The 17612-nt window shown below is 71.2% G+C and carries 17 protein-coding genes and 1 tRNA gene; 13 read left to right on the top strand and 5 right to left on the bottom strand.

The annotated features are described in order from the left end of the window. Nucleotides 1-56: 56 nt before the first annotated feature. Entirely contained in the window at nucleotides 57-1022 is a 966-nt protein-coding gene (locus ACZ6R6_RS28535; protein ID WP_470098362.1) for a TetR/AcrR family transcriptional regulator, read from the bottom strand. Nucleotides 1023-1200: 178 nt separating this feature from the next. After that, nucleotides 1201-2142 carry an acyl-CoA desaturase gene (locus ACZ6R6_RS28530; RefSeq protein ID WP_470098360.1) on the bottom strand — a complete coding sequence of 314 codons (942 nt, stop codon included), beginning with the start codon at nucleotides 2140-2142 and terminating at the stop codon, nucleotides 1201-1203. 490 nt (nucleotides 2143-2632) lie between these two features. Between ACZ6R6_RS28530 and ACZ6R6_RS28525 the strand changes: the two genes are divergently transcribed. The 6 genes from ACZ6R6_RS28525 to pth all read left to right on the top strand — a co-directional run bounded on the left by ACZ6R6_RS28525 (nucleotide 2633) and on the right by pth (nucleotide 6735). After that, nucleotides 2633-2707: transfer RNA gene (locus tag ACZ6R6_RS28525), tRNA-Gln, on the top strand. Further along, nucleotides 2696-2917 carry a hypothetical protein gene (locus ACZ6R6_RS28520; protein ID WP_470098358.1) on the top strand — a complete coding sequence of 74 codons (222 nt, stop codon included), beginning with the start codon at nucleotides 2696-2698 and terminating at the stop codon, nucleotides 2915-2917. Before ACZ6R6_RS28525 ends, ACZ6R6_RS28520 begins: the two co-directional genes overlap by 12 nt. After that, the gene (glmU, locus tag ACZ6R6_RS28515) at nucleotides 2871-4322 is read left to right on the top strand and encodes a bifunctional UDP-N-acetylglucosamine diphosphorylase/glucosamine-1-phosphate N-acetyltransferase GlmU (RefSeq protein ID WP_470098356.1); all 1452 of its coding nucleotides are present in this window, start codon (nucleotides 2871-2873) and stop codon (nucleotides 4320-4322) included. Before ACZ6R6_RS28520 ends, glmU begins: the two co-directional genes overlap by 47 nt. Next, entirely contained in the window at nucleotides 4319-5296 is a 978-nt protein-coding gene (locus tag ACZ6R6_RS28510; protein WP_306863673.1) for a ribose-phosphate diphosphokinase, read from the top strand. Before glmU ends, ACZ6R6_RS28510 begins: the two co-directional genes overlap by 4 nt. A 155-nt stretch (nucleotides 5297-5451) precedes the next feature. After that, complete coding sequence (locus ACZ6R6_RS28505) at nucleotides 5452-6066, top strand: 50S ribosomal protein L25/general stress protein Ctc (protein ID WP_470098353.1); 615 nt, start codon at nucleotides 5452-5454, stop codon at nucleotides 6064-6066. A 63-nt stretch (nucleotides 6067-6129) separates the two neighbouring features. After that, the gene (gene pth / locus ACZ6R6_RS28500; protein WP_306863679.1) at nucleotides 6130-6735 is read left to right on the top strand and encodes an aminoacyl-tRNA hydrolase; all 606 of its coding nucleotides are present in this window, start codon (nucleotides 6130-6132) and stop codon (nucleotides 6733-6735) included. Between the two features lie 86 nt (nucleotides 6736-6821). Here pth and ACZ6R6_RS28495 read toward each other — a convergent pair whose 3' ends face one another. Next, complete coding sequence (locus ACZ6R6_RS28495; protein WP_470098351.1) at nucleotides 6822-7325, bottom strand: exonuclease; 504 nt, start codon at nucleotides 7323-7325, stop codon at nucleotides 6822-6824. 198 nt (nucleotides 7326-7523) lie between these two features. Here ACZ6R6_RS28495 and ACZ6R6_RS28490 point away from each other — a divergent pair, with 198 nt between their 5' ends. From ACZ6R6_RS28490 to ACZ6R6_RS28460, 7 genes are all read left to right on the top strand, one after another. Beyond that, nucleotides 7524-8909, top strand: coding sequence for a sugar transferase (locus ACZ6R6_RS28490; protein WP_470098402.1), 1386 nt, complete (start codon nucleotides 7524-7526; stop codon nucleotides 8907-8909). After that, on the top strand, nucleotides 8909-9676 hold the full coding sequence (locus ACZ6R6_RS28485) for a 3'(2'),5'-bisphosphate nucleotidase CysQ (protein ID WP_470098349.1): 768 nt from the start codon (nucleotides 8909-8911) through the stop codon (nucleotides 9674-9676). The genes ACZ6R6_RS28490 and ACZ6R6_RS28485 overlap by 1 nt, the downstream gene beginning before the upstream one ends. Nucleotides 9677-9696: 20 nt before the next feature. After that, a complete protein-coding gene (cysD, locus tag ACZ6R6_RS28480; protein WP_470098347.1) occupies nucleotides 9697-10611 on the top strand; it encodes a sulfate adenylyltransferase subunit CysD in 915 nt (304 codons plus the stop codon). Nucleotides 10612-10729: 118 nt separating this feature from the next. Then, complete coding sequence (cysN, locus tag ACZ6R6_RS28475) at nucleotides 10730-11992, top strand: sulfate adenylyltransferase subunit CysN (protein WP_470098345.1); 1263 nt, start codon at nucleotides 10730-10732, stop codon at nucleotides 11990-11992. A 463-nt stretch (nucleotides 11993-12455) separates the two neighbouring features. Further along, nucleotides 12456-13499 carry a sulfotransferase gene (locus ACZ6R6_RS28470; protein WP_470098343.1) on the top strand — a complete coding sequence of 348 codons (1044 nt, stop codon included), beginning with the start codon at nucleotides 12456-12458 and terminating at the stop codon, nucleotides 13497-13499. After that, the gene (locus ACZ6R6_RS28465) at nucleotides 13496-14437 is read left to right on the top strand and encodes a glycosyltransferase family 2 protein (RefSeq protein ID WP_470098341.1); all 942 of its coding nucleotides are present in this window, start codon (nucleotides 13496-13498) and stop codon (nucleotides 14435-14437) included. The genes ACZ6R6_RS28470 and ACZ6R6_RS28465 overlap by 4 nt, the downstream gene beginning before the upstream one ends. After that, on the top strand, nucleotides 14437-15276 hold the full coding sequence (locus ACZ6R6_RS28460; RefSeq protein WP_470098339.1) for a WecB/TagA/CpsF family glycosyltransferase: 840 nt from the start codon (nucleotides 14437-14439) through the stop codon (nucleotides 15274-15276). The genes ACZ6R6_RS28465 and ACZ6R6_RS28460 overlap by 1 nt, the downstream gene beginning before the upstream one ends. A 148-nt stretch (nucleotides 15277-15424) precedes the next feature. Here the strand turns inward: ACZ6R6_RS28460 and ACZ6R6_RS28455 are convergent, their stop codons facing one another. Both ACZ6R6_RS28455 and ACZ6R6_RS28450 read right to left on the bottom strand, forming a co-directional pair. After that, nucleotides 15425-16327 (bottom strand): sulfotransferase, encoded by a 903-nt coding sequence (locus ACZ6R6_RS28455; RefSeq protein ID WP_470098337.1) that lies wholly within the window; start codon nucleotides 16325-16327, stop codon nucleotides 15425-15427. Then, nucleotides 16324-17610 (bottom strand): lipopolysaccharide biosynthesis protein, encoded by a 1287-nt coding sequence (locus ACZ6R6_RS28450; RefSeq protein ID WP_470098335.1) that lies wholly within the window; start codon nucleotides 17608-17610, stop codon nucleotides 16324-16326. The genes ACZ6R6_RS28455 and ACZ6R6_RS28450 overlap by 4 nt, the downstream gene beginning before the upstream one ends. Between the last annotated feature and the right edge of the window lie 2 nt (nucleotides 17611-17612).

Here is a 17612-nt window from a genome sequence, read left to right as displayed (position 1 = left end):
AGAATGCCCGCTTTGGTTGAACGGAACGTTAATTTCGGCTCAACGGCCGCTGTTGCTTACTCGCTTGATTCAAGTTTGTCTTGTCCCTCGCCCGTGCGTTCGGCGAGTCTGGCCTGCCGGGCGGCGTCCCGGTCGGCGGCCTTCGCCTCCCGGACCCGGATCTTCTCCTGCTCCCTGAGCAGCCGCTCCTGCTCCTTGAGCTCGCGTTCGCGGGCCTTCTCCAGGTCACGCTGCTCCCGCAGCCGCGCCTTCTCCTGATCCCGGGCCAGCTTCTCCGCCTCGCGCTGCTCGCGTTCGCGGATCTTCTCCTGCTCCTTGAGCTCACGTTCGCGGGCCCTGCTCATCTCCCGCAGCTCCTTGTCGGTCGGCCGCGGCGGCAGCGGCGCCCGCCGCTGCTCCGGGCCGCGGGAGGAGCCGGTCAGGCGGGGGCGCGGATCGAGCCCGACGAGACCGTTCCAGGCCAGGTTGACCAGGTGCGCGGCGACCTCCTCGCGAGGGGGCTTGCGCACGTCCAGCCACCACTGCCCGGTCAGCGCCACCATGCCCACCAGCATCTGCGCGTACATCGGCGCCAGCTCCGGGGCGTAGCCCCGCCCCTTGAACTCGTCGGCCATCACGTCCTCGACCTGGCTGGCGATGTCGTTGATCAGGCTGGCGAACGTGCCCGTCCCGGAGGCGGCGTGCGAGTCGCGGACCAGGATCCGGAAGCCCTCGCTGTTCTCCTCCACGTAGGCCAGCAGCGCCAGGGCGGCCCGCTCCAGTTTGATCAGCGCGTGCGAGGCCGACAGCGCCTCCGTCACCAGGGCCAGCAGCTTCTGCATCTCCCGGTCGACGACGACCGCGTAGACGCCCTCCTTGCCGCCGAAATGCTCGTAGACCACCGGCTTCGAGACGTTCGCGGTCGCGGCGATCTCCTCGACCGACGTGCCGTCGAACCCCTTCTCCGCGAACAGGGTCCTGCTGATCTGGATCAGCTGCTCCCGGCGTTCCTTGCCTGACATGCGTCGTCGGGGTTCACTCACGGTTCTAATAATGGCGCTCCCCGGCTGTGAAGCGGGAACCGCGCCCCGGGCCGCCGGGGCGGTCCCGGTGGGAGCTCCGGGGGGCTCCGGCGTCGCACGGGCCGCCGGAGCGGCCTCCGTGGGAGCGTCGGGCTGCATGAGCAGTGTGCGGGCCGCGGGGGCGGCCTCGGCGGGACCGTCAGGCGACAATGCGCTTCGCCGCCAGCCGCTCGGGGGTCGGCCAGCGGACGTCATAGGCCCAGCCGGCCTTCTCGAACCAGCGGATCACACCCGCGCTGAGGTCGATCTGGCCCTTGAGCGCGCCGTGCCGGGCGCAGGTGGGGTCGGAGTGGTGCAGGTTGTGCCAGGACTCGCCGAACGAGGGGATGGCCAGCCACCAGACGTTGCGCGACTTGTCACGCGACTCGAAGACCTCCTCGCCGAAGACGTGGCAGATGGAGTTGATCGACCAGGTCACGTGGTGCAGCAGCCCGATCCGGACCAGCGTGCCCCAGAAGAAGCCGGTCACCATGCCCCACCAGGACCAGGTCAGCAGGCCGCCGAGGAGGGCGGGGAGCACCAGCGAGGTGATCGCCATCACCGGGAAGAACTTGTGCAGCTTGACGATGTCGGGGTCCTTGACCAGGTCCGGGGCGTACTTCTCCCGGTTGGCGCGGTCGGTCTCGAACAGCCAGCCCATGTGCGCCCAGAGCAGCCCCTTGGACACGGCCCGGAAGCCGGTCCCGAAGCGCCACGGCGAGTGCGGGTCGCCCTCCTTGTCGGAGAACTTGTGGTGCTTGCGGTGGGTGGCCACCCAGTCGAGCACCGACATCTCCAGCGAAAGGCTGCCCGCGATGCCCAGCGCGATCTTCAACGGCCGCTTGGCCTTGAACGACCCGTGGGTGAAGTGGCGGTGCAGGCCGACGGTCACGCCCAGTCCGGTGATCACGTAGAGGACGCCGGCGATCACGACGTCGCTCCAGCCCATGCCCCACCCCCACGCGAACGGGACGGCGGCGATCAGAGCGATCAGCGGTGCGGCCACGACCACCCCGAAGGTGATGATCTCGGGCCTGGTCTTCGGCTCGGGGTCGGCGTCTGGTTTGGGGCCCGGAGCAGGGCGATCTGCGATGACGGTCATGCGCTACCTCGCGGAGGCTCGGTGAGTAAGGGTGGGTTCTGCCTGGCTACGCCACCGTAACCTACGCCATCGTAAGTTAGGAATCCCTAAGCATCGAATGGAGGGAAGCTCACTCTCACCGGGAGATCCCGTAGTGGTTTCGTATCTTGTCTACCACCGGTTTGACCTGCTAAACGGCGCGCCCGGTGTCCGTGCGCGGACCCCTGCTCCCACCTGCCCCGCAGGACTCTCGTCCCACACGCCGGCGCCGGTGTCCACCCGTACGGCGGCGCGTTCCCGTACGGCGTCCGGCCCGGAGCCCTGGCCGGCCGGCGCCCAGGTGCGCGCCGGGCCGTGGGCATGCCGGACGGGACCGCGCGGCACGGGTGTTCTCACCCCGTCTGATCGCCTCCGTGGTCGACAGACACCCAAAACGAGGCGCGTTTGATATCAAGGGCTCGGTATCGTAGGGGGGCCGGGCACTCGGGCCCCGTCCGAGCCGCCAGGCTGATCCGGCATTGGGTAATTGGCAGCCCGCAAGGTTTTGGTCCTTGTTGTCCAGGTTCGAGTCCTGGTGCCGGAGCCATCATCGCTGTCCGTTTTATTGTTCGGGCTGGTCGGCTGGGTGGGTTCTCGGTGGGGAAGGTATCCTCACGTTGTCGAGTGGGTGACCGGACGATGCCCTCGTGGTAGCCATCCGGCATCCCGCTCTGTCATGTCTCAGCCGCGACGCCGAGGGAGCCTCGTCCGTGAGTGTGCCGCGCCCGGCCGCCGTCATCGTCCTTGCCGCAGGTGAGGGCACCCGGATGAAGTCGAAAACACCCAAGATCTTGCATGAGCTGTGCGGCCGCGCCCTGGTCGACCACATGCTCACCGCCGCTCGAGGTCTCGAACCCGAGCGGCTCATTGTTGTCATAGGCCATGAGAGGGAGCGCGTCCAGGCGCACCTGACGCGGACCAGCCCCGACGCCCAGGCCGTGGTGCAGGCCGAGCAGCGGGGGACCGGCCACGCCGTCAGGGTCGTGCTGGAGAAGGCCGGCAGCATCGACGGCACCGTCCTGGTGACCTACGGCGACACGCCGTTGCTGCGCACCGAGACCCTCGCCACGCTGCTGGAGCGGCACGAACGCGACCGTAACGCCGTCACCGTGCTCACCGCCGAGGTCCCCGACCCGTACGGCTACGGCCGGATCATCCGTGACACCACGGGGGCCGTCCTGGAGATCGTCGAGGAGAAGGACGCCAGCCCCGAGCAGCGGGCGGTCCGGGAGATGAACTCCGGCGTCTACGCCTTCGACGGGGCCCTGCTGGCCGACGCGGTCAAGCGGGTGTCGGCCTCCAACGTCCAGGGTGAGGAATACCTCACCGACGTCCTGTCCATCCTGCGGGAGGACGGTCACCGGGTGGGCGCGCACATCGCGGCCGACTACGTCGAGGTGGAGGGCGTCAACGACCGGGTGCAGCTCGCCTTCGCCCGCAAGGTGCTCAACACCCGGCTGCTGGAGACCCACATGCGCGCGGGGGTCACGGTCATCGACCCGGCCACCACCTGGGTGGACGTCGACGTCACCCTGGAACGGGACGTGGTGCTCCACCCGGGCACCCAGCTGCACGGCCGTACGGCCGTCGCCGAGGGCGCCGAGATCGGCCCCGCCTCCACGCTGACCGACACGGTCGTCGGCGAGGGCGCGCTGGTCCGCAACGCCGTCTGCGTCGAGGCCGAGATCGGCCCCGAGGCGCTGGTGGGACCCTACGCCTACCTGCGGCCGGGCACCGTGCTCGCCCGCAAGGCCAAGGCCGGAACCTACGTCGAGATGAAGAACGCCCAGGTCGGCGAGGGGGCGAAGGTGCCCCATCTGAGTTACGTCGGCGACGCCACGATCGGCGCCGGGGCCAACATCGGTGCCTCGACGGTCTTCATCAACTACGACGGGGTCAACAAGCGCCGCACGACGGTGGGCGAGCACGCCTTCGTCGGGTGCGACACCATGCTCGTCGCGCCGGTGAACATCGGCGACGGCGCCTACACTGCCGCGGGCTCGGTCATCGACAGCGACGTTCCCCCGGGGGCGATCGGAGTGGCCCGAGGACGGCAGCGCAACATTGAAGGGTGGGTCGTGCGCAGGCGCGCGGGCACCAGGTCGGCCGAGGCGGCGCTGCGGGCCGCCGAGACCGGAAGTCAGCAGGGGAGCAAGTCGTGAGTGGCATCAAGCAGACCGGTGAGAAGAACCTGATGTTCTTCTCCGGGCGCGCGCATCCGGATCTCGCCGAGGAGGTGGCCAGCCACCTCGGGGTAGAGATGACCCCCACGGCGCTGCGCGACTTCGCCAACGGCGAGATCTACGCCCGCTACCTGGAGTCGGTCCGAGGGTGTGACGCGTTCGTCATCCAGAGCCACACCGGCCCCATCAACAAGTGGATCATGGAGCAGCTGATCATGGTGGACGCGCTCAAGCGCGCCTCCGCCAAACGGATCACCGTGATCATGCCGTTCTTCGGCTACGCCCGCCAGGACAAGAAGGGCCGAGGCCGCGAGCCCATCACCGCCCGCCTGATGGCCGACATGTTCAAGACCGCGGGCGCCGACCGGCTGATGTCGATCGACCTGCACACCTCCCAGATCCAGGGCTTCTTCGACGGCCCGGTGGACCACCTGTTCGCCATGCCGGTGCTGGTCAACTACCTCAAGGACAAGCTCGACCTGGAGACGACCACGATCGTCTCGCCCGACACCGGCCGGGTGCGGCTGTCGGAGCGCTGGGCCGACACGCTGGGCACCCCGCTGGCCTTCATCCACAAGCGCCGCGACCTCGACGTCGCCAACCAGGTGAAGGTGAGCGAGGTCGTCGGCAAGGTGCGCGGCCGCACCTGCGTGCTGATCGACGACATGATCGACACCGCGGGCACGATCTGCAAGGCGGCCGACGCGCTGTACGAGCAGGGCGCCACCAACGTGCTCGTGGCCGCCACGCACGCGGTGTTCTCCGACCCGGCGGTGGACCGGCTGAAGAACTCCAAGATCTCCGAGGTGATCGTCACCAACACCCTGCCGCTCGCCGAGGACAAGCGGTTCGACAAGCTCACCGTGCTGTCGATCGCCCCGCTGATCGCCCGCGCGATCACCGAGGTCTTCAGCGACGGCTCGGTGACGAGCCTGTTCGAAGGCGACAGCTGACCGCACCCGGGCGTGTGGCGCCGTGGGCGCCAGGGCCGGAGCCCGGCGATATGCCGGTAGGCTGGTCAGGTTGAGTGCGTTCGTAACGCCTTCCGCTAGGGCGGGTGAGGGAGAACGCGCCTTTCCATCCGTCGAAGATCCCTAGGAGATCCGTCGTGTCCGAAGTAGTCATCAACGCCGAGTCGCGCACCGAGTTCGGCAAGGGCGCCGCCCGCAAGATCCGTCGCGAGCACAAGGTGCCCGTCGTCCTCTACGGACACGGCACGGACCCGCAGCACCTGTCCCTCCCGGGCCACGAGCTCCTGCTCGCCCTGCGCACGCCGAACGTGCTGATCCGCCTCCAGGGCGCGGTCACCGAGCTGGCGCTGCCCAAGGGCGTCCAGCGTGACCCGATCAAGGGCTTCCTCGAGCACGTCGACCTCCTCCTCGTCAAGCGCGGCGAGAAGGTCACCGTCGACATCCCCGTCACCGTGGTGGGCGAGGTGGCCGACGGCATCCTCGACCAGCAGCTCGTCTCCATCTCGGTCGAGGCCGAGGCCACCCACATCCCGACGGGTGTCGAGGTCGACGTCGAGGGCCTGGCGGTCGGCACGCAGATCACCGCCGGCGACCTGAAGCTCCCCCAGGGCACCACCCTGGTCGCCGAGCCGGAGACGCTGGTCCTGCACGTCACCGCCGTCCCGACCGCCGAGCCGGAGGCCGAGGCCGAGGGTGAGGCCGCCGAGGCCGGCGAGGGCGCGGAGGGCGAGTCCGCCGAGGCCGCCGAGTAGTTTTCTCTGCTACACCTGTCAGGGCAGTCCGCGACCGGACTGCCCTGACGCGCATATGAAGGGATGCCGACCATGGACCGCTGGTTGGTGGTGGGCCTGGGGAATCCCGGGCCGGAGTACGCCGGGAACCGGCACAACGCGGGTTTCATGGTGCTCGACGAGCTCGCCGCGCGGGCCGGGGGGCGCTTCAAGGCGCACCGGTCGCGGGCCGAGGTGCTGGAGGGCCGCCTGGCGGGCGCCCCCGCGGTGCTGGCCAAGCCGCTGTCCTACATGAACCTGTCGGGCGGGCCGGTCAAGGCCCTGGCCGACTTCTACAAGGTGGACCCGGCACGGGTGATCGCCGTCCACGACGAGCTGGACATCCCCTACGGCGCGCTCCGGGCCAAGCTGGGCGGCGGCGACAACGGCCACAACGGGCTGAAGTCGATCACCAAGTCCCTGGCGACCAAGGACTACCTGCGGGTCCGGTTCGGCATCGGCCGCCCGCCCGGCCGGATGGACGCCGCCGCCTACGTGCTGCGCGACTTCGCCACCGCCGAGCGCAAGGACCTGGCGTTCCTGGTGGACCGGGCCGCCGACGTGGTGGAGTCGCTGATCGGCTCGGGGCTGGAGGCCACCCAGAACACCTTCCACGCCGGTGATCTGAACGTCTCCGGCCCGCCCAGGTAGCCGGGGCGCGGCGCCGGCGTTCCCGCGCCGCCCCGGCCGCGCCGTGGCGGACACGCCGGTGTTCCGGGCCGTGCCGTACGGGCCGCTCAGGTGAGGGTCATCAGGTTCTGCAGCAGTTCGGCCTGCTCGACGGCGTCGTCGAGCGCGTTGTGGGTGTGCGGCCGGGAGGAGAGCAGGTGCTTGGGCATCTGCCGCTTGGTGGCCCAGCCGACGGGCACGCCCGCCCTGGCGGCGTAGAACGTCTTGAGGTCGAGGCAGCGTGAGTGCCCGAACGGCGAGGCGCCGCCGAAGCGCATGAAGTACCAGTACATCCACATCCAGTCGTAGGAGAGCGGATAGGCCGCCATCACCGGCGTGCTGTTGCCGCACACCTCGCGGATCCACCCGGCGGCGCCCTTCATCGCCTCGGCCGGGTCGGTGCCCTCGCGGATCAGCGTCTCCCGGTCGAGCCCGCTTACGGCGAGCGCCTCGGGCACGTGGTCGTCGCTGATGGGCCTCAGCTCGGCGTAGAAGGTGTGGAGCTGCGGATCGACGGGTTCGAAGACCTTTCCGGTCATCCGCCCGGCCACGGCCATGCCGAAACTGACCATCGAGTACGGCCCTGGGATCGGGCCATCAGCCTCAATGTCCACAGAGATATACGTTTCGGTCTTCAACCTCCTGGCCTTTCTTCCGCCCGCTAGCATTCGGTGACTGTCCGTTTGTCAGTGGTTACGTAGGGGGAGCGCGTGCGCGACGTGACCGTCGTCCAGGCGGCGCCGAGATCCGTCCCGGTGTCCCGGCCGCGCATGCCGGGGTGGGTGCGCGGTTACCGGGCGCGGGCCGTCGCCGCAGACCTCTGCTCCGCCTCTCTCGCCGGGTTCCTCGCGCTGTTCGTCCGCTTCGGTGAGGTTACTCCCTACGTCATCCCCTACGTGATGTTGAGCGCCGCGCTCCCCGCCGCCTGGGTCTGCGCGGTCGCGCTGAACCGCGCCTACGAGCCCCGGCTGTTCGGCCTGGGGTCCGAGGAGTTCCAGCGGGTCTTCCAGTGCGGCTTCATGCTCACCGCGGCCCTCGCCATCGGTGCCTACGGGACCAAGACCGACGTGGCCCGCGGCTACGTGGTGCTGGCGATCCCGCTGACGACCTTCCTCACCCTCCTGGCCCGTTACGGCCTGCGCCGTCGGCTGCACCGCAGGCGGGCGCAGGGCGGCTGCATGCGGCGGGTCGTGACGGTGGGCCACCGGGCCGCGACCGCCGAGCTGATCCGCCGCTTCCGCCGGGAGCGCTATCACGGCATGGAGGTCGTGGGGGTCTGCATGCCGCGTGACGGCATGGGCGACGTGGAGGGGGTCCCCGTCCTGGGAGACCTGTCCGACGTCCCGCTCGTGGTCGGGCAGATCGCGGCCGACACCGTGGCCGTGCTGGCCTGTCCGGAGATGGACGGGGTGGCGCTGCGGCGGCTGGCCTGGCGGCTGGAGAAGACCGACACCGACCTGGTCGTGGCGCCGGCGCTCATGGAGGTGGCGGGGCCGCGGATCACGATCCGCCCGGCGGCGGGGCTGCCGCTGCTGCACGTGGACCACCCCGAGATCGCCGGCCTGCGTCAGGTGGTCAAGAACCTCTTCGACCGGTTGGGGGCGGGGCTGCTGCTGGTGGCGCTGCTGCCGCTGCTGGCCGCCCTGGCGGTGGCCGTGCGGATGTCGAGTCCCGGCCCCGCGTTCTTCCGTCAGACGCGGGTGGGCCGGGGCGGCACCGAGTTCACGATCTACAAGTTCCGGACGATGGGCGCCGACGCCGAGCGGCAGCGGATCGAGCTCGCCGGGGACGGGCAGGGCGTGCTGTTCAAGATCCGGAAAGATCCGCGGGTGACCCCGCTGGGCGCCCGGCTGCGCCGTCACTCCCTGGACGAGCTGCCTCAGTTGATCAACGTGCTGCTCGGCCACATGTCCCTGGTCGGTCCCCGGCCGCCGCTGCCGGACGAGGTCGCCCGCTACGGAGACGACGTCCGGCGCAGGCTTCTGGTCAAGCCGGGGATGACCGGTCTCTGGCAAGTGAGCGGGCGATCTGACCTATCTTGGGAGGAATCGGTGCGGTTGGATTTGCGTTATGTGGAGAATTGGTCCCTCACGCTGGACCTGCAGATCCTGTGGAAGACTTGGTCGGCTGTCGCGCGAGGAGCTGGAGCATACTGATGACGATCCGCGACGATCACACTCTCGCCACGGACCTGGCGACGGAGGCCGGTGAGAGGTTGCTGGCCCTGAGGGAGAAAGAGGGGTTCGCCGACCCCACCGCGCTCCGCAAGGAGGGCGACGCCTCCGCGCACCTGTTCCTGATGGAGGCCCTCGCACGGTCGCGCCCGGGTGACAGTGTCCTGTCGGAGGAGGCGACCAGGGAGGAACGTCTCGACCCCCGGCGGCTCAGGGCCGAGCGGGTCTGGATCGTCGACCCGCTCGACGGCACCCGAGAGTTCGCCGAGGAGGGCCGCGCCGACTGGGCGGTCCACGTGGCGCTCTGGGAGCGCGGGGAGCTGACCGCCGGGGCGGTGGCGCTGCCCGCCCAGGGCCGCACGCTGTCCACCCTCGAACCCCCCGTGCTGCCGGCGGCGCGGCCGCAGGCCAGGCCGCGGATCGCGGTCAGCCGGACCCGCCCGCCGGAGTTCGTCCAGAACCTGGCCGCCCGGGCTGGCGCCGACCTGGTGCCGATCGGATCGGCGGGCGCGAAGATCTCCGCGGTGCTCACCGGAGAGGTCGAGGCCTACGTGCACGCCGGCGGTCAGTACGAATGGGACTCCGCCGCGCCGGTGGCGGTGGCCCTGGCCGCCGGGGTCCACGCCAGCCGTATCGACGGCTCGCCGCTGACGTATAACCAAGGTGACCCGTCACTGCCGGATATCCTTGTTTCCCTACCGGGACTAGCGCCAACGCTGCTCGCTGGAATCCGGGATCTGCACCGATAAATCCCCGCTAGGAGAGTCTGATGCTCCAGTGCGACTACACCACGTCGCAGCTCGATGTCCTCGAGGCAGAGGCCATTCACATCATGCGTGAAGTGGCGGCCGAGTTCGAGCGTCCGTGTCTGCTCTTCTCCGGTGGTAAAGATTCCATCGTCATGCTCCGCATCGCGGAGAAGGCGTTCTGGCCCGCGCCGATCCCCTTCCCGCTGATGCACGTCGACACCGGGCACAACTTCTCCGAGGTCATCGAGTTCCGCGACCGCCGGGCCGCAGAGCTGGGGGCGCGCCTGGTCGTGGCCAGCGTGCAGGACTCCATCGACGCCGGCCGGGTGGCCGAGGAGACCGGCCGCCGGGCCTCCCGCAACCGGCTGCAGACCACCACCCTGCTGGACGCGATCGAGGACAACGAGTACGACGCGGTGTTCGGCGGCGCCCGCCGTGATGAGGAGAAGGCCCGCGCCAAGGAGCGGGTGTTCTCCTTCCGCGACGAGTTCGGCCAGTGGGACCCGAAGAGCCAGCGGCCGGAGCTGTGGAACCTCTACAACTCCAAGATCCGCAAGGGCGAGCACATCCGGGTGTTCCCGCTGTCCAACTGGACCGAGCTCGACATCTGGGACTACATCCGGCGCGAGGGCATCGAGATCCCGTCGATCTACTACGCGCACACGCGCAAGGTGTTCGAGCGAGACGGCATGCTGCTGGCCGACAGCGAGTTCATCACCCGCGACGAGGACGAGCCGCTCTTCGAGGCCGTGGTCCGCTACCGCACGGTCGGCGACGTGACCTGCACCGGCGCCGTCCAGTCCGCCGCCGCGACGGTCGAAGAGATCATCAACGAGATCGCCGCCACCAGGATCACCGAGCGCGGCGCCACCCGCGCCGACGACCGCGCCTCCGAGGCCTCCATGGAAGACCGCAAGAGGGAGGGCTACTTCTAGTGCGTGACCTCCTGCCGCGCCGCTCGGCCCGCACGGAAGAGCGGCCGCGTGAGATCCGAGGGCCACTTCCGACGCAGTCTTCCCGCGAAAGCCGTACGACCTCTGGAGAGCAGTTCTGATGGACATCCTTCGCTTTGCCACGGCGGGAAGCGTCGACGACGGAAAGTCGACCCTCATCGGGCGGCTGCTCTTCGACTCCAAGGCGATCTTCGAAGACCAGCTCGAGGCGGTCGAGCGCACCTCCCGCGACCGCGGCACCGAATACACCGACCTGTCACTGCTCACCGACGGCCTGCGGGCCGAGCGGGAGCAGGGCATCACGATCGACGTGGCCTACCGCTACTTCGCCACCCCCAAGCGCAAGTTCATCATCGCCGACACCCCCGGGCACATCCAGTACACCCGCAACATGGTCACCGGCGCCTCCACGGCCGACCTGGCGATCGTCCTGATCGACGCGCGCAAGGGCGTGCTGGAGCAGTCACGGCGGCACGCGTTCCTGACGACGCTGCTGCGGGTGCCGCACCTGGTGCTGGCCGTCAACAAGATGGACCTGGTCGACTACTCCCAGGAACGGTTCGAGGAGATCCGCGAGGAGTTCACCTCGTTCGCCGCCAAGCTGAACGCGCCCGACCTGACGTTCATCCCGATCTCGGCGCTGCACGGCGACAACGTGGTCTCGCGCTCGGAGAACATGCCCTGGTACAACGGCTCCTCCCTGCTGCACCACCTGGAGCACGTGCACATCGCCTCCGACCGGAACCTGGTCGACGTGCGTTTCCCCGTCCAGTACGTCATCCGGCCGCAGCGGGCCACCGACCCGACCCTCCACGACTACCGGGGCTACGCGGGCCAGGTCGCCGGCGGCGTGCTGAAGCCGGGTGACGAGGTCATGCACCTGCCCTCGGGCCTGGTCACCCGGATCGCGTCGATCGACACCTTCGACGGGCCGGTGGAGGAGGCGTTCGCGCCGATGTCGGTGACCCTCCGGCTGGAGGACGACATCGACATCTCGCGCGGCGACATGATCTGCCGTCCGAACAACCAGCCGCACGTCGCCCAGGAGCTGGAGGCGATGATCTGCTGGATGACCGACGCCAGCAAGCTGGGCCCGCGCACCAAGCTGACCATCAAGCACACCACCCGCACGGCGCGGGCCCTGGTCCGCGACCTGCACTACCGGCTCGACGTCAACACCCTGCACCGTGACGAGTCGGCCCAGTCGCTCACCCTGAACGAGATCGGCCGGGTCTCGCTCCGCGTCACCCAGCCGCTGTTCGTCGACGACTACGCGAGAAACCGTCTGACCGGCGGCTTCATCCTCGTGGACGAGGCCACCAGCAACACCGTCGGCGCCGGGATGATCGTCGAAGCCAAGTAGGGCTCCCCGGCACCCGCCGCGCACCCCACGCCGGCCCCCTCCACCGCCGTCACCACGGGCGGGGGAGGGGGCCGTCGCGCTGTCCGGAGGGCGTCGCGCCGTCCGGAGGGATGGAGAGAGGGCGGAGGCTCCGGACGGGACACGGCAGGGGCGAGTCCGTCCTGCGGGGGCGGGCGGGGCCGATGGGCTGTGGACGGGTGCGGTCTCGGCTGGGCTGTCGTGCCGCCTGACTGGTCTGTCCTGCGAGGCCAGGTGGGGGTGGTGGGCTGTGGAGGGGGCTCGGCTGGGCTGTCGTGCCGCCTGACTGGTCTGTCCTATGGGACAGGGGGCCGGTGGGCTGTGGACGGGTGCGGTCTTGGCGTGACGTCCCGCAGGTAGATCCTTTGTCTGTTCCCTAACCCATTGATTACTCTCCGCGCTATTGTCAGCACGTTCCGTATTCGCTGGGTAAGGATTCGTGCCTGTGTCTGACAGCCCGGCCCCCGCCAGGGTCGTTTTCGTGGGCGGCCTCGGCCGCAGCGGCACCACGCTGCTGGAGCGTCTCCTCGGCGAGGTGCCCGGTATCGCGCCCCTCGGGGAGGTCGTGCATCTCTGGGCCAGAGGCGTGCTGGCGGACGAGGCGTGCGGATGCCGGGAGCCGTTCGGCTCCTGCCCGTTCTGGCGCGAGGTCGGCGAGCGCGCGTTCGGCGGCTGGTCGGAGGCGCTGGCCCACCGGGTGCTGGCGCTCCGCCGCCGGGTGGACCGCACCCGCCGCATCCCCACACTGGCCCAGCTCCTCGCCGAGGAATGGCCGGGCGGGGCCGGACGGCCGCCCACGGGGCTGGGGGAGCCGGGCGGGGCCGGACGGCCGTTCCCAGGGCTGGCCGAGCTGGGCGGACACACCGGCGGATGGCCCTCCCCGGGGCTGGCCGAGCTGGGCGAATACGCCGCCGCCCACCGTCGCCTCTACGACGCGGCGGGCGAGGTCGCCGGCTGCCCGGTCGTGATCGACTCCAGCAAGCACGCCTCCCTGGCCTTCTGCCTGGCCGCCACCGGAGTCGACGTGCACGTCGTGCACGTCGTGCGCGACCCCCGCGCGGTCGCGCACTCCTGGCACCGGCGGGTCGCCCGCCCCGAGGACGGCCATCCGATGACCCGCTGGTCGCCGGCCCGCACCTCGCTGCACTGGCTGGCCCAGAACCTCAGCCTCGAACTCCTGGGCCGCCGGGGTGTCTCCGTCACCCGGGTCCGCTACGAGGATCTCCTCGGCGCGCCGGTCGACACGCTCCGGCGGGTGGTCGCCAGGATCGGCCTCCGGCCCCGCCTCGACTTCCTCGCCGACGGCGAGGCCGAGCTCTCGGTGGCCCATACGGCCTCGGGCAACCCCATGCGCTTCACGGTCGGCCGGATCGGGCTGACCCCGGACGACGGCTGGCGCACCGCCGCCTCGGCCCGGCACCAACGCCTGGTCACCGCACTGACCTGGCCACTCATGAACAAGTACGGCTATCGCGGGAGGCTCGCGTGAGTCCATCGGTGGGCGTGGTCATCCCCACGAGAGGGCGCAGGCCCGAACAGTTGCGCTCGGCCACGCGTGCCGCGCTCGGCCAGGACCACCCCGGCGCCGTCGAGGTCGTCATCGTCGTCGACGGTGCCGACCCGGCGCTGGTGACCGACCAGGTGGCCGGTCTGCTGGCCCGCCGCGCTCCGGCGGCCCGGCGGGAGCAGACGGCCCCGCGCGGCGTCCGGGTGGTGGCCAACCGGCTCAGCCCCGGTCTGCCGGGGGCGCGCAACACGGGCATCGCGGCGCTCGGCACCGACCTGGTGTCCTTCTGCGACGACGACGACGAGTGGCTGCTCGGCAAGGTCGGCGCCCAGGTCGCTGCGCTGGAGGCCGAGCCGGGCGCGGAGTTCTCCAGCTGCGCCATCGAGGTCGAGTACGGCTCGCGCCGCGTCCCCCGCCTCGCCGGGACCGGCCTGGTCACCCGCGCCGACCTGGTGCGCTCGCGCATGGTGATGGTGCACTCCTCGACGTTCCTGTTCCGGCGCGGCACGCTCTGGGCCGACGAGAGCGCGCCCGGCGGCCAGAACGAGGACTGGGATCTGGCGCTGCGCGCCGCCGCGCGCCACCCGATCGTGCATGTCGACCGTCCTCTGGTACGCGTCCGCTGGGGCGGTTCCCTGTACGCCACCCGTTGGGCCGACCGGATCGCCGGGCTGGAGTGGATGCTCGCCCGGCACCCTGATCTGGCCGTGGATCCGCGCGGCGCGGCGCGGGTCTACGGTCAGCTCGCCTTCCACCACGCCGCCCTCGGCCGGCGGCGGGAGGCGGGCCGCTGGGCCTGGCGGGCCTTCGCCGCGCGGCGCGGCGAACTCCGCGCGCCGATCGCGCTCGCCGTGGCGGCGGGCCTGGTGTCGGCGCAGACCGTGCTCAGCACGTTGCACCACCGCGGGCACGGCATCTGATGGCGTTCAGGACCGTCCATGAGACGTTGAGCGTCCCGCGCCAGCGGTCGCGGCCGGACAGGGCCACCCGCAGGCGGCTGCGCCGCAGGGTGCAGGTGGCCGGGCTGGCGATCGACCCGATGACCGAGGGCGAGGTCGTCGACCACGTGGTCGCCGCGTTGAAACGCGGCGAGGGCGGCCACCTCGTCACTCCGAACGTGGACATCAGCTGGGCCGCCGCCCGTGATCCCGAGGCGCGCAGGATCATCGAGGGGGCCGATCTCGTGGTGGCCGACGGCATGCCGCTGGTGTGGGCGGCGAGGCTGCTCGGCACGCCCGTCCCGGCCCGGGTCCCCGGCGCCGACCTGATCTGGTCCCTGGCCGAGGCCGCCACCTTCTACCGCTACCCGATCTACCTGCTGGGCGGCCCGCCGGGAGTGGCCAGGCAGGCGGCCGAGCGGCTGACCGCCCGCCATCCTGGGCTGCTCGTCGCCGGGACCGACGCCCCGCCGTACGGGTTCGAGGTCAGCGACGAGGGTTACGCGGAGGTCCGGGACGCCGTGGTGGCCGCCGGGCCCCGGCTGGTCTTCGTCGGATTGGGCTTCCCCAAGCAGGACCGGCTCATCGCGGCGCTCCGCAAGGACCTGCCCGGCACCTGGTTCGTCGGGTGCGGCTCGGCCATCGCCTTCGCGGCCGGCGCGGTCCGCCGGGCGCCCCGGTGGATGCAGGGGGCCGGGCTGGAGTGGCTCTTCCGGCTGCTCAACGAGCCCGGCCGGCTGGCCCGCCGGTATCTGCTCCACGACCTGCCGTTCGCGCTCTGGCTGCTCACCGCCTGCCTGCTGCGCCGCCTGTTCTCCTGAGCTCCCGGGGCCGGCCCGCTCCTGAGGTCAGCCCGCTCCTGAGGTCAGCCCGTTCCCCCGGGCGCCGCCCGGGCCTGTCGTGCTCATGGGCGCCGGCGGCCGAGCGCGCCGGACGGCGCCCCCGGGAGGCGTCCGCGGCGTCCGTGGGTCAGCGGGCGGCCAGCTCCGTGACCCGGTGGATCTCCTCCGGGGTCAGCCGTCCGGCCGCGGTGGCCAGGGCCTGGCGGGAGTCCATCGGCCGGTAGGCGGTGCGGGACAGGCCGCTCCAGGCGAAGCCGCCGGTGCCGGCGGCGGCCGAGGTGCAGGCGCGGGAGATGCGCTCCCCGGCGCGGTCGGACCAGCTCAGGCCCGACCACTCATACAGCCGGCGGAAGCCCCGCCGCGGGTCGGCGGCCAGATCCTCGTAGCGGGCCAGCAGGATCCCCGGATGGCGCGCGGCCAGGTCGGCGGCGACGGTCCGGGCCGCGCGCCACAGGGCGACGGCCTTGACGATCCGGTCCTGGCAGCCGACCAGCGGGCGCAGCTCCTCCAGGTGCGGGTGGTCGCGGACCAGCAGCGGCTGTTCGAGCAGCTCGTGGAAGTAGACCGTCCAGCCGAGCCGCTGCCAGCTCCCGACGAACGACACCGGGTCGCGGACCAGGATCACCACCCGGCAGCCGAGCCGCTCGGCGAACCAGCCGGCCGAGAACAGCGCGAACGGGTCGTCCAGCAGCGCCCGACGTCCGGCCAGCCGGCCGAGCGTGAACGCCGTGCCGTAGCGGACCATCCTCGCCAGGTCGTACGGCGAGCGGTTACGGCGCAGCTCGGCCAGGAACCTGTAGCGCAGTGCGACGGTGTCGGCGAAGGCGGGCAGCCAGCGGCCGTCGTTGTCCGGGCAGATGTACTGGAAACGGTGGGTGACCCGGGCGTTGAGCACCCCGGGACTCTGCCCGGGCGGATGCTGGGGGTTCAGCGGCTCGTTGACGTAGACCAGCTCGCCGCCGGCCGCGAGCATCTTGCCGGTCCAGCTCGTCCCGCTCCGGGGCAGCCCGGTCACCAGCACCGGCGTCATCGCGCCCGCCATGTTCTCAGGGCGGCCCGGCTGTGGACGCCGAAGGGGCGCAGGCCGTATCGGCGGTGGATCAGCCACAGCGGCAGCAGGTTCTTGACCAGCATGCCCCCGGCCCAGCCGAGGGCGGCACCGGACGCCCCGCAGGCGGGGATCAGCAGCGCGTCCAGCGTCAGGGTCACCGCGATGGCGGCGGCCAGGACGGCCAGGCTCGGACCGGTGTGTCCGGCGGCGGTCAGCACCACGTCGACCATGCCGCAGGCGGTGGCGAGCATCATCGTCGCGGCCAGCACGAGCGCCACCGGGACGCCGGAGGCGTAGCCGTCGCCGAACAGGCCGAGCAGCCACGGCGCGAGCGCGGCGTAGCACAGCCAGAGCGGCCAGGTCAGCAGGGTGAGCCACATGGTGGTCGACTGGTAGAGCTCGCGGGCGCGCGCCAGGTCGCCCTCGGCCAGCGCGCGCACCAGTCTCGGCTGCACGGCCTGGGTCAGCCCCTGGTTGACGAGCTGGCCCACGACCTTGAACCGGGTGGCGGCGGTGTAGACGGCGGCCTCGGCCGGTCCGGCGAGCACCGCCACGATCACGATGTCGAGCCGCTGGAACACCGCCTGGATCGCGGCGGCCATCGAGCGGGGCCAGGTGTAGCGCCACAGGTCGTGCGCGGTCCCCGGCAGGTAGGGGCCGCGCGGCAGCCGCCGGCGCAGCCAGAGCGCCGACAGCAGCAGGACCGGCAGGGAGGGCAGGGCCCAGGCCGCCGCGAGCAGCGGCACCGACTCCGCGCCCGCCAGCACCACGGCCGAGACCAGCAGGAGCTGGCCCACCGGCTGGAGCACGCCGTCCAGCAGCACGGTCGGCCGCATCGCGCCGAACCCGCGGGACGCGGCCACCACGACGTCGGCGCACACCAGCACGGGCAGCGCCGCGGCCAGCACCAGGACCGTGGGGTCGGGGGAGACGGACAGCGCCGTCGCCCCGGCGGCCAGCGAGAGCGCCCCGACCGGGACGAGCGCCGCGCGGACGTAGCCGGAGGTGCAGCGGTAGCCGAACGGCCGGGACCGGGCGATGAAGTAGATCAGCCCGCTGCCGGCGTCCAGCCGCAGGATCCCGGCGGCCATCAGGCACAGCGCGGTCGCCGCGAAGAAGGCGCCCGCGACCTCCTGTCCGGCTCCCCGGATGACCAGCACGACCACCCCGAACTGCGCGGCGGCGCCGATCCCGGCCCCGGCCACCCCGGCCAGCCCGCCCCGTGCCAGGCCGCTCAGGCGGGGCGGGGTCAACGTCGCCATGT

This window comes from Streptosporangium sp. NPDC048886 (assembly GCF_055586905.1).
This window is presented reverse-complemented; position numbering and strand designations above follow the sequence as displayed.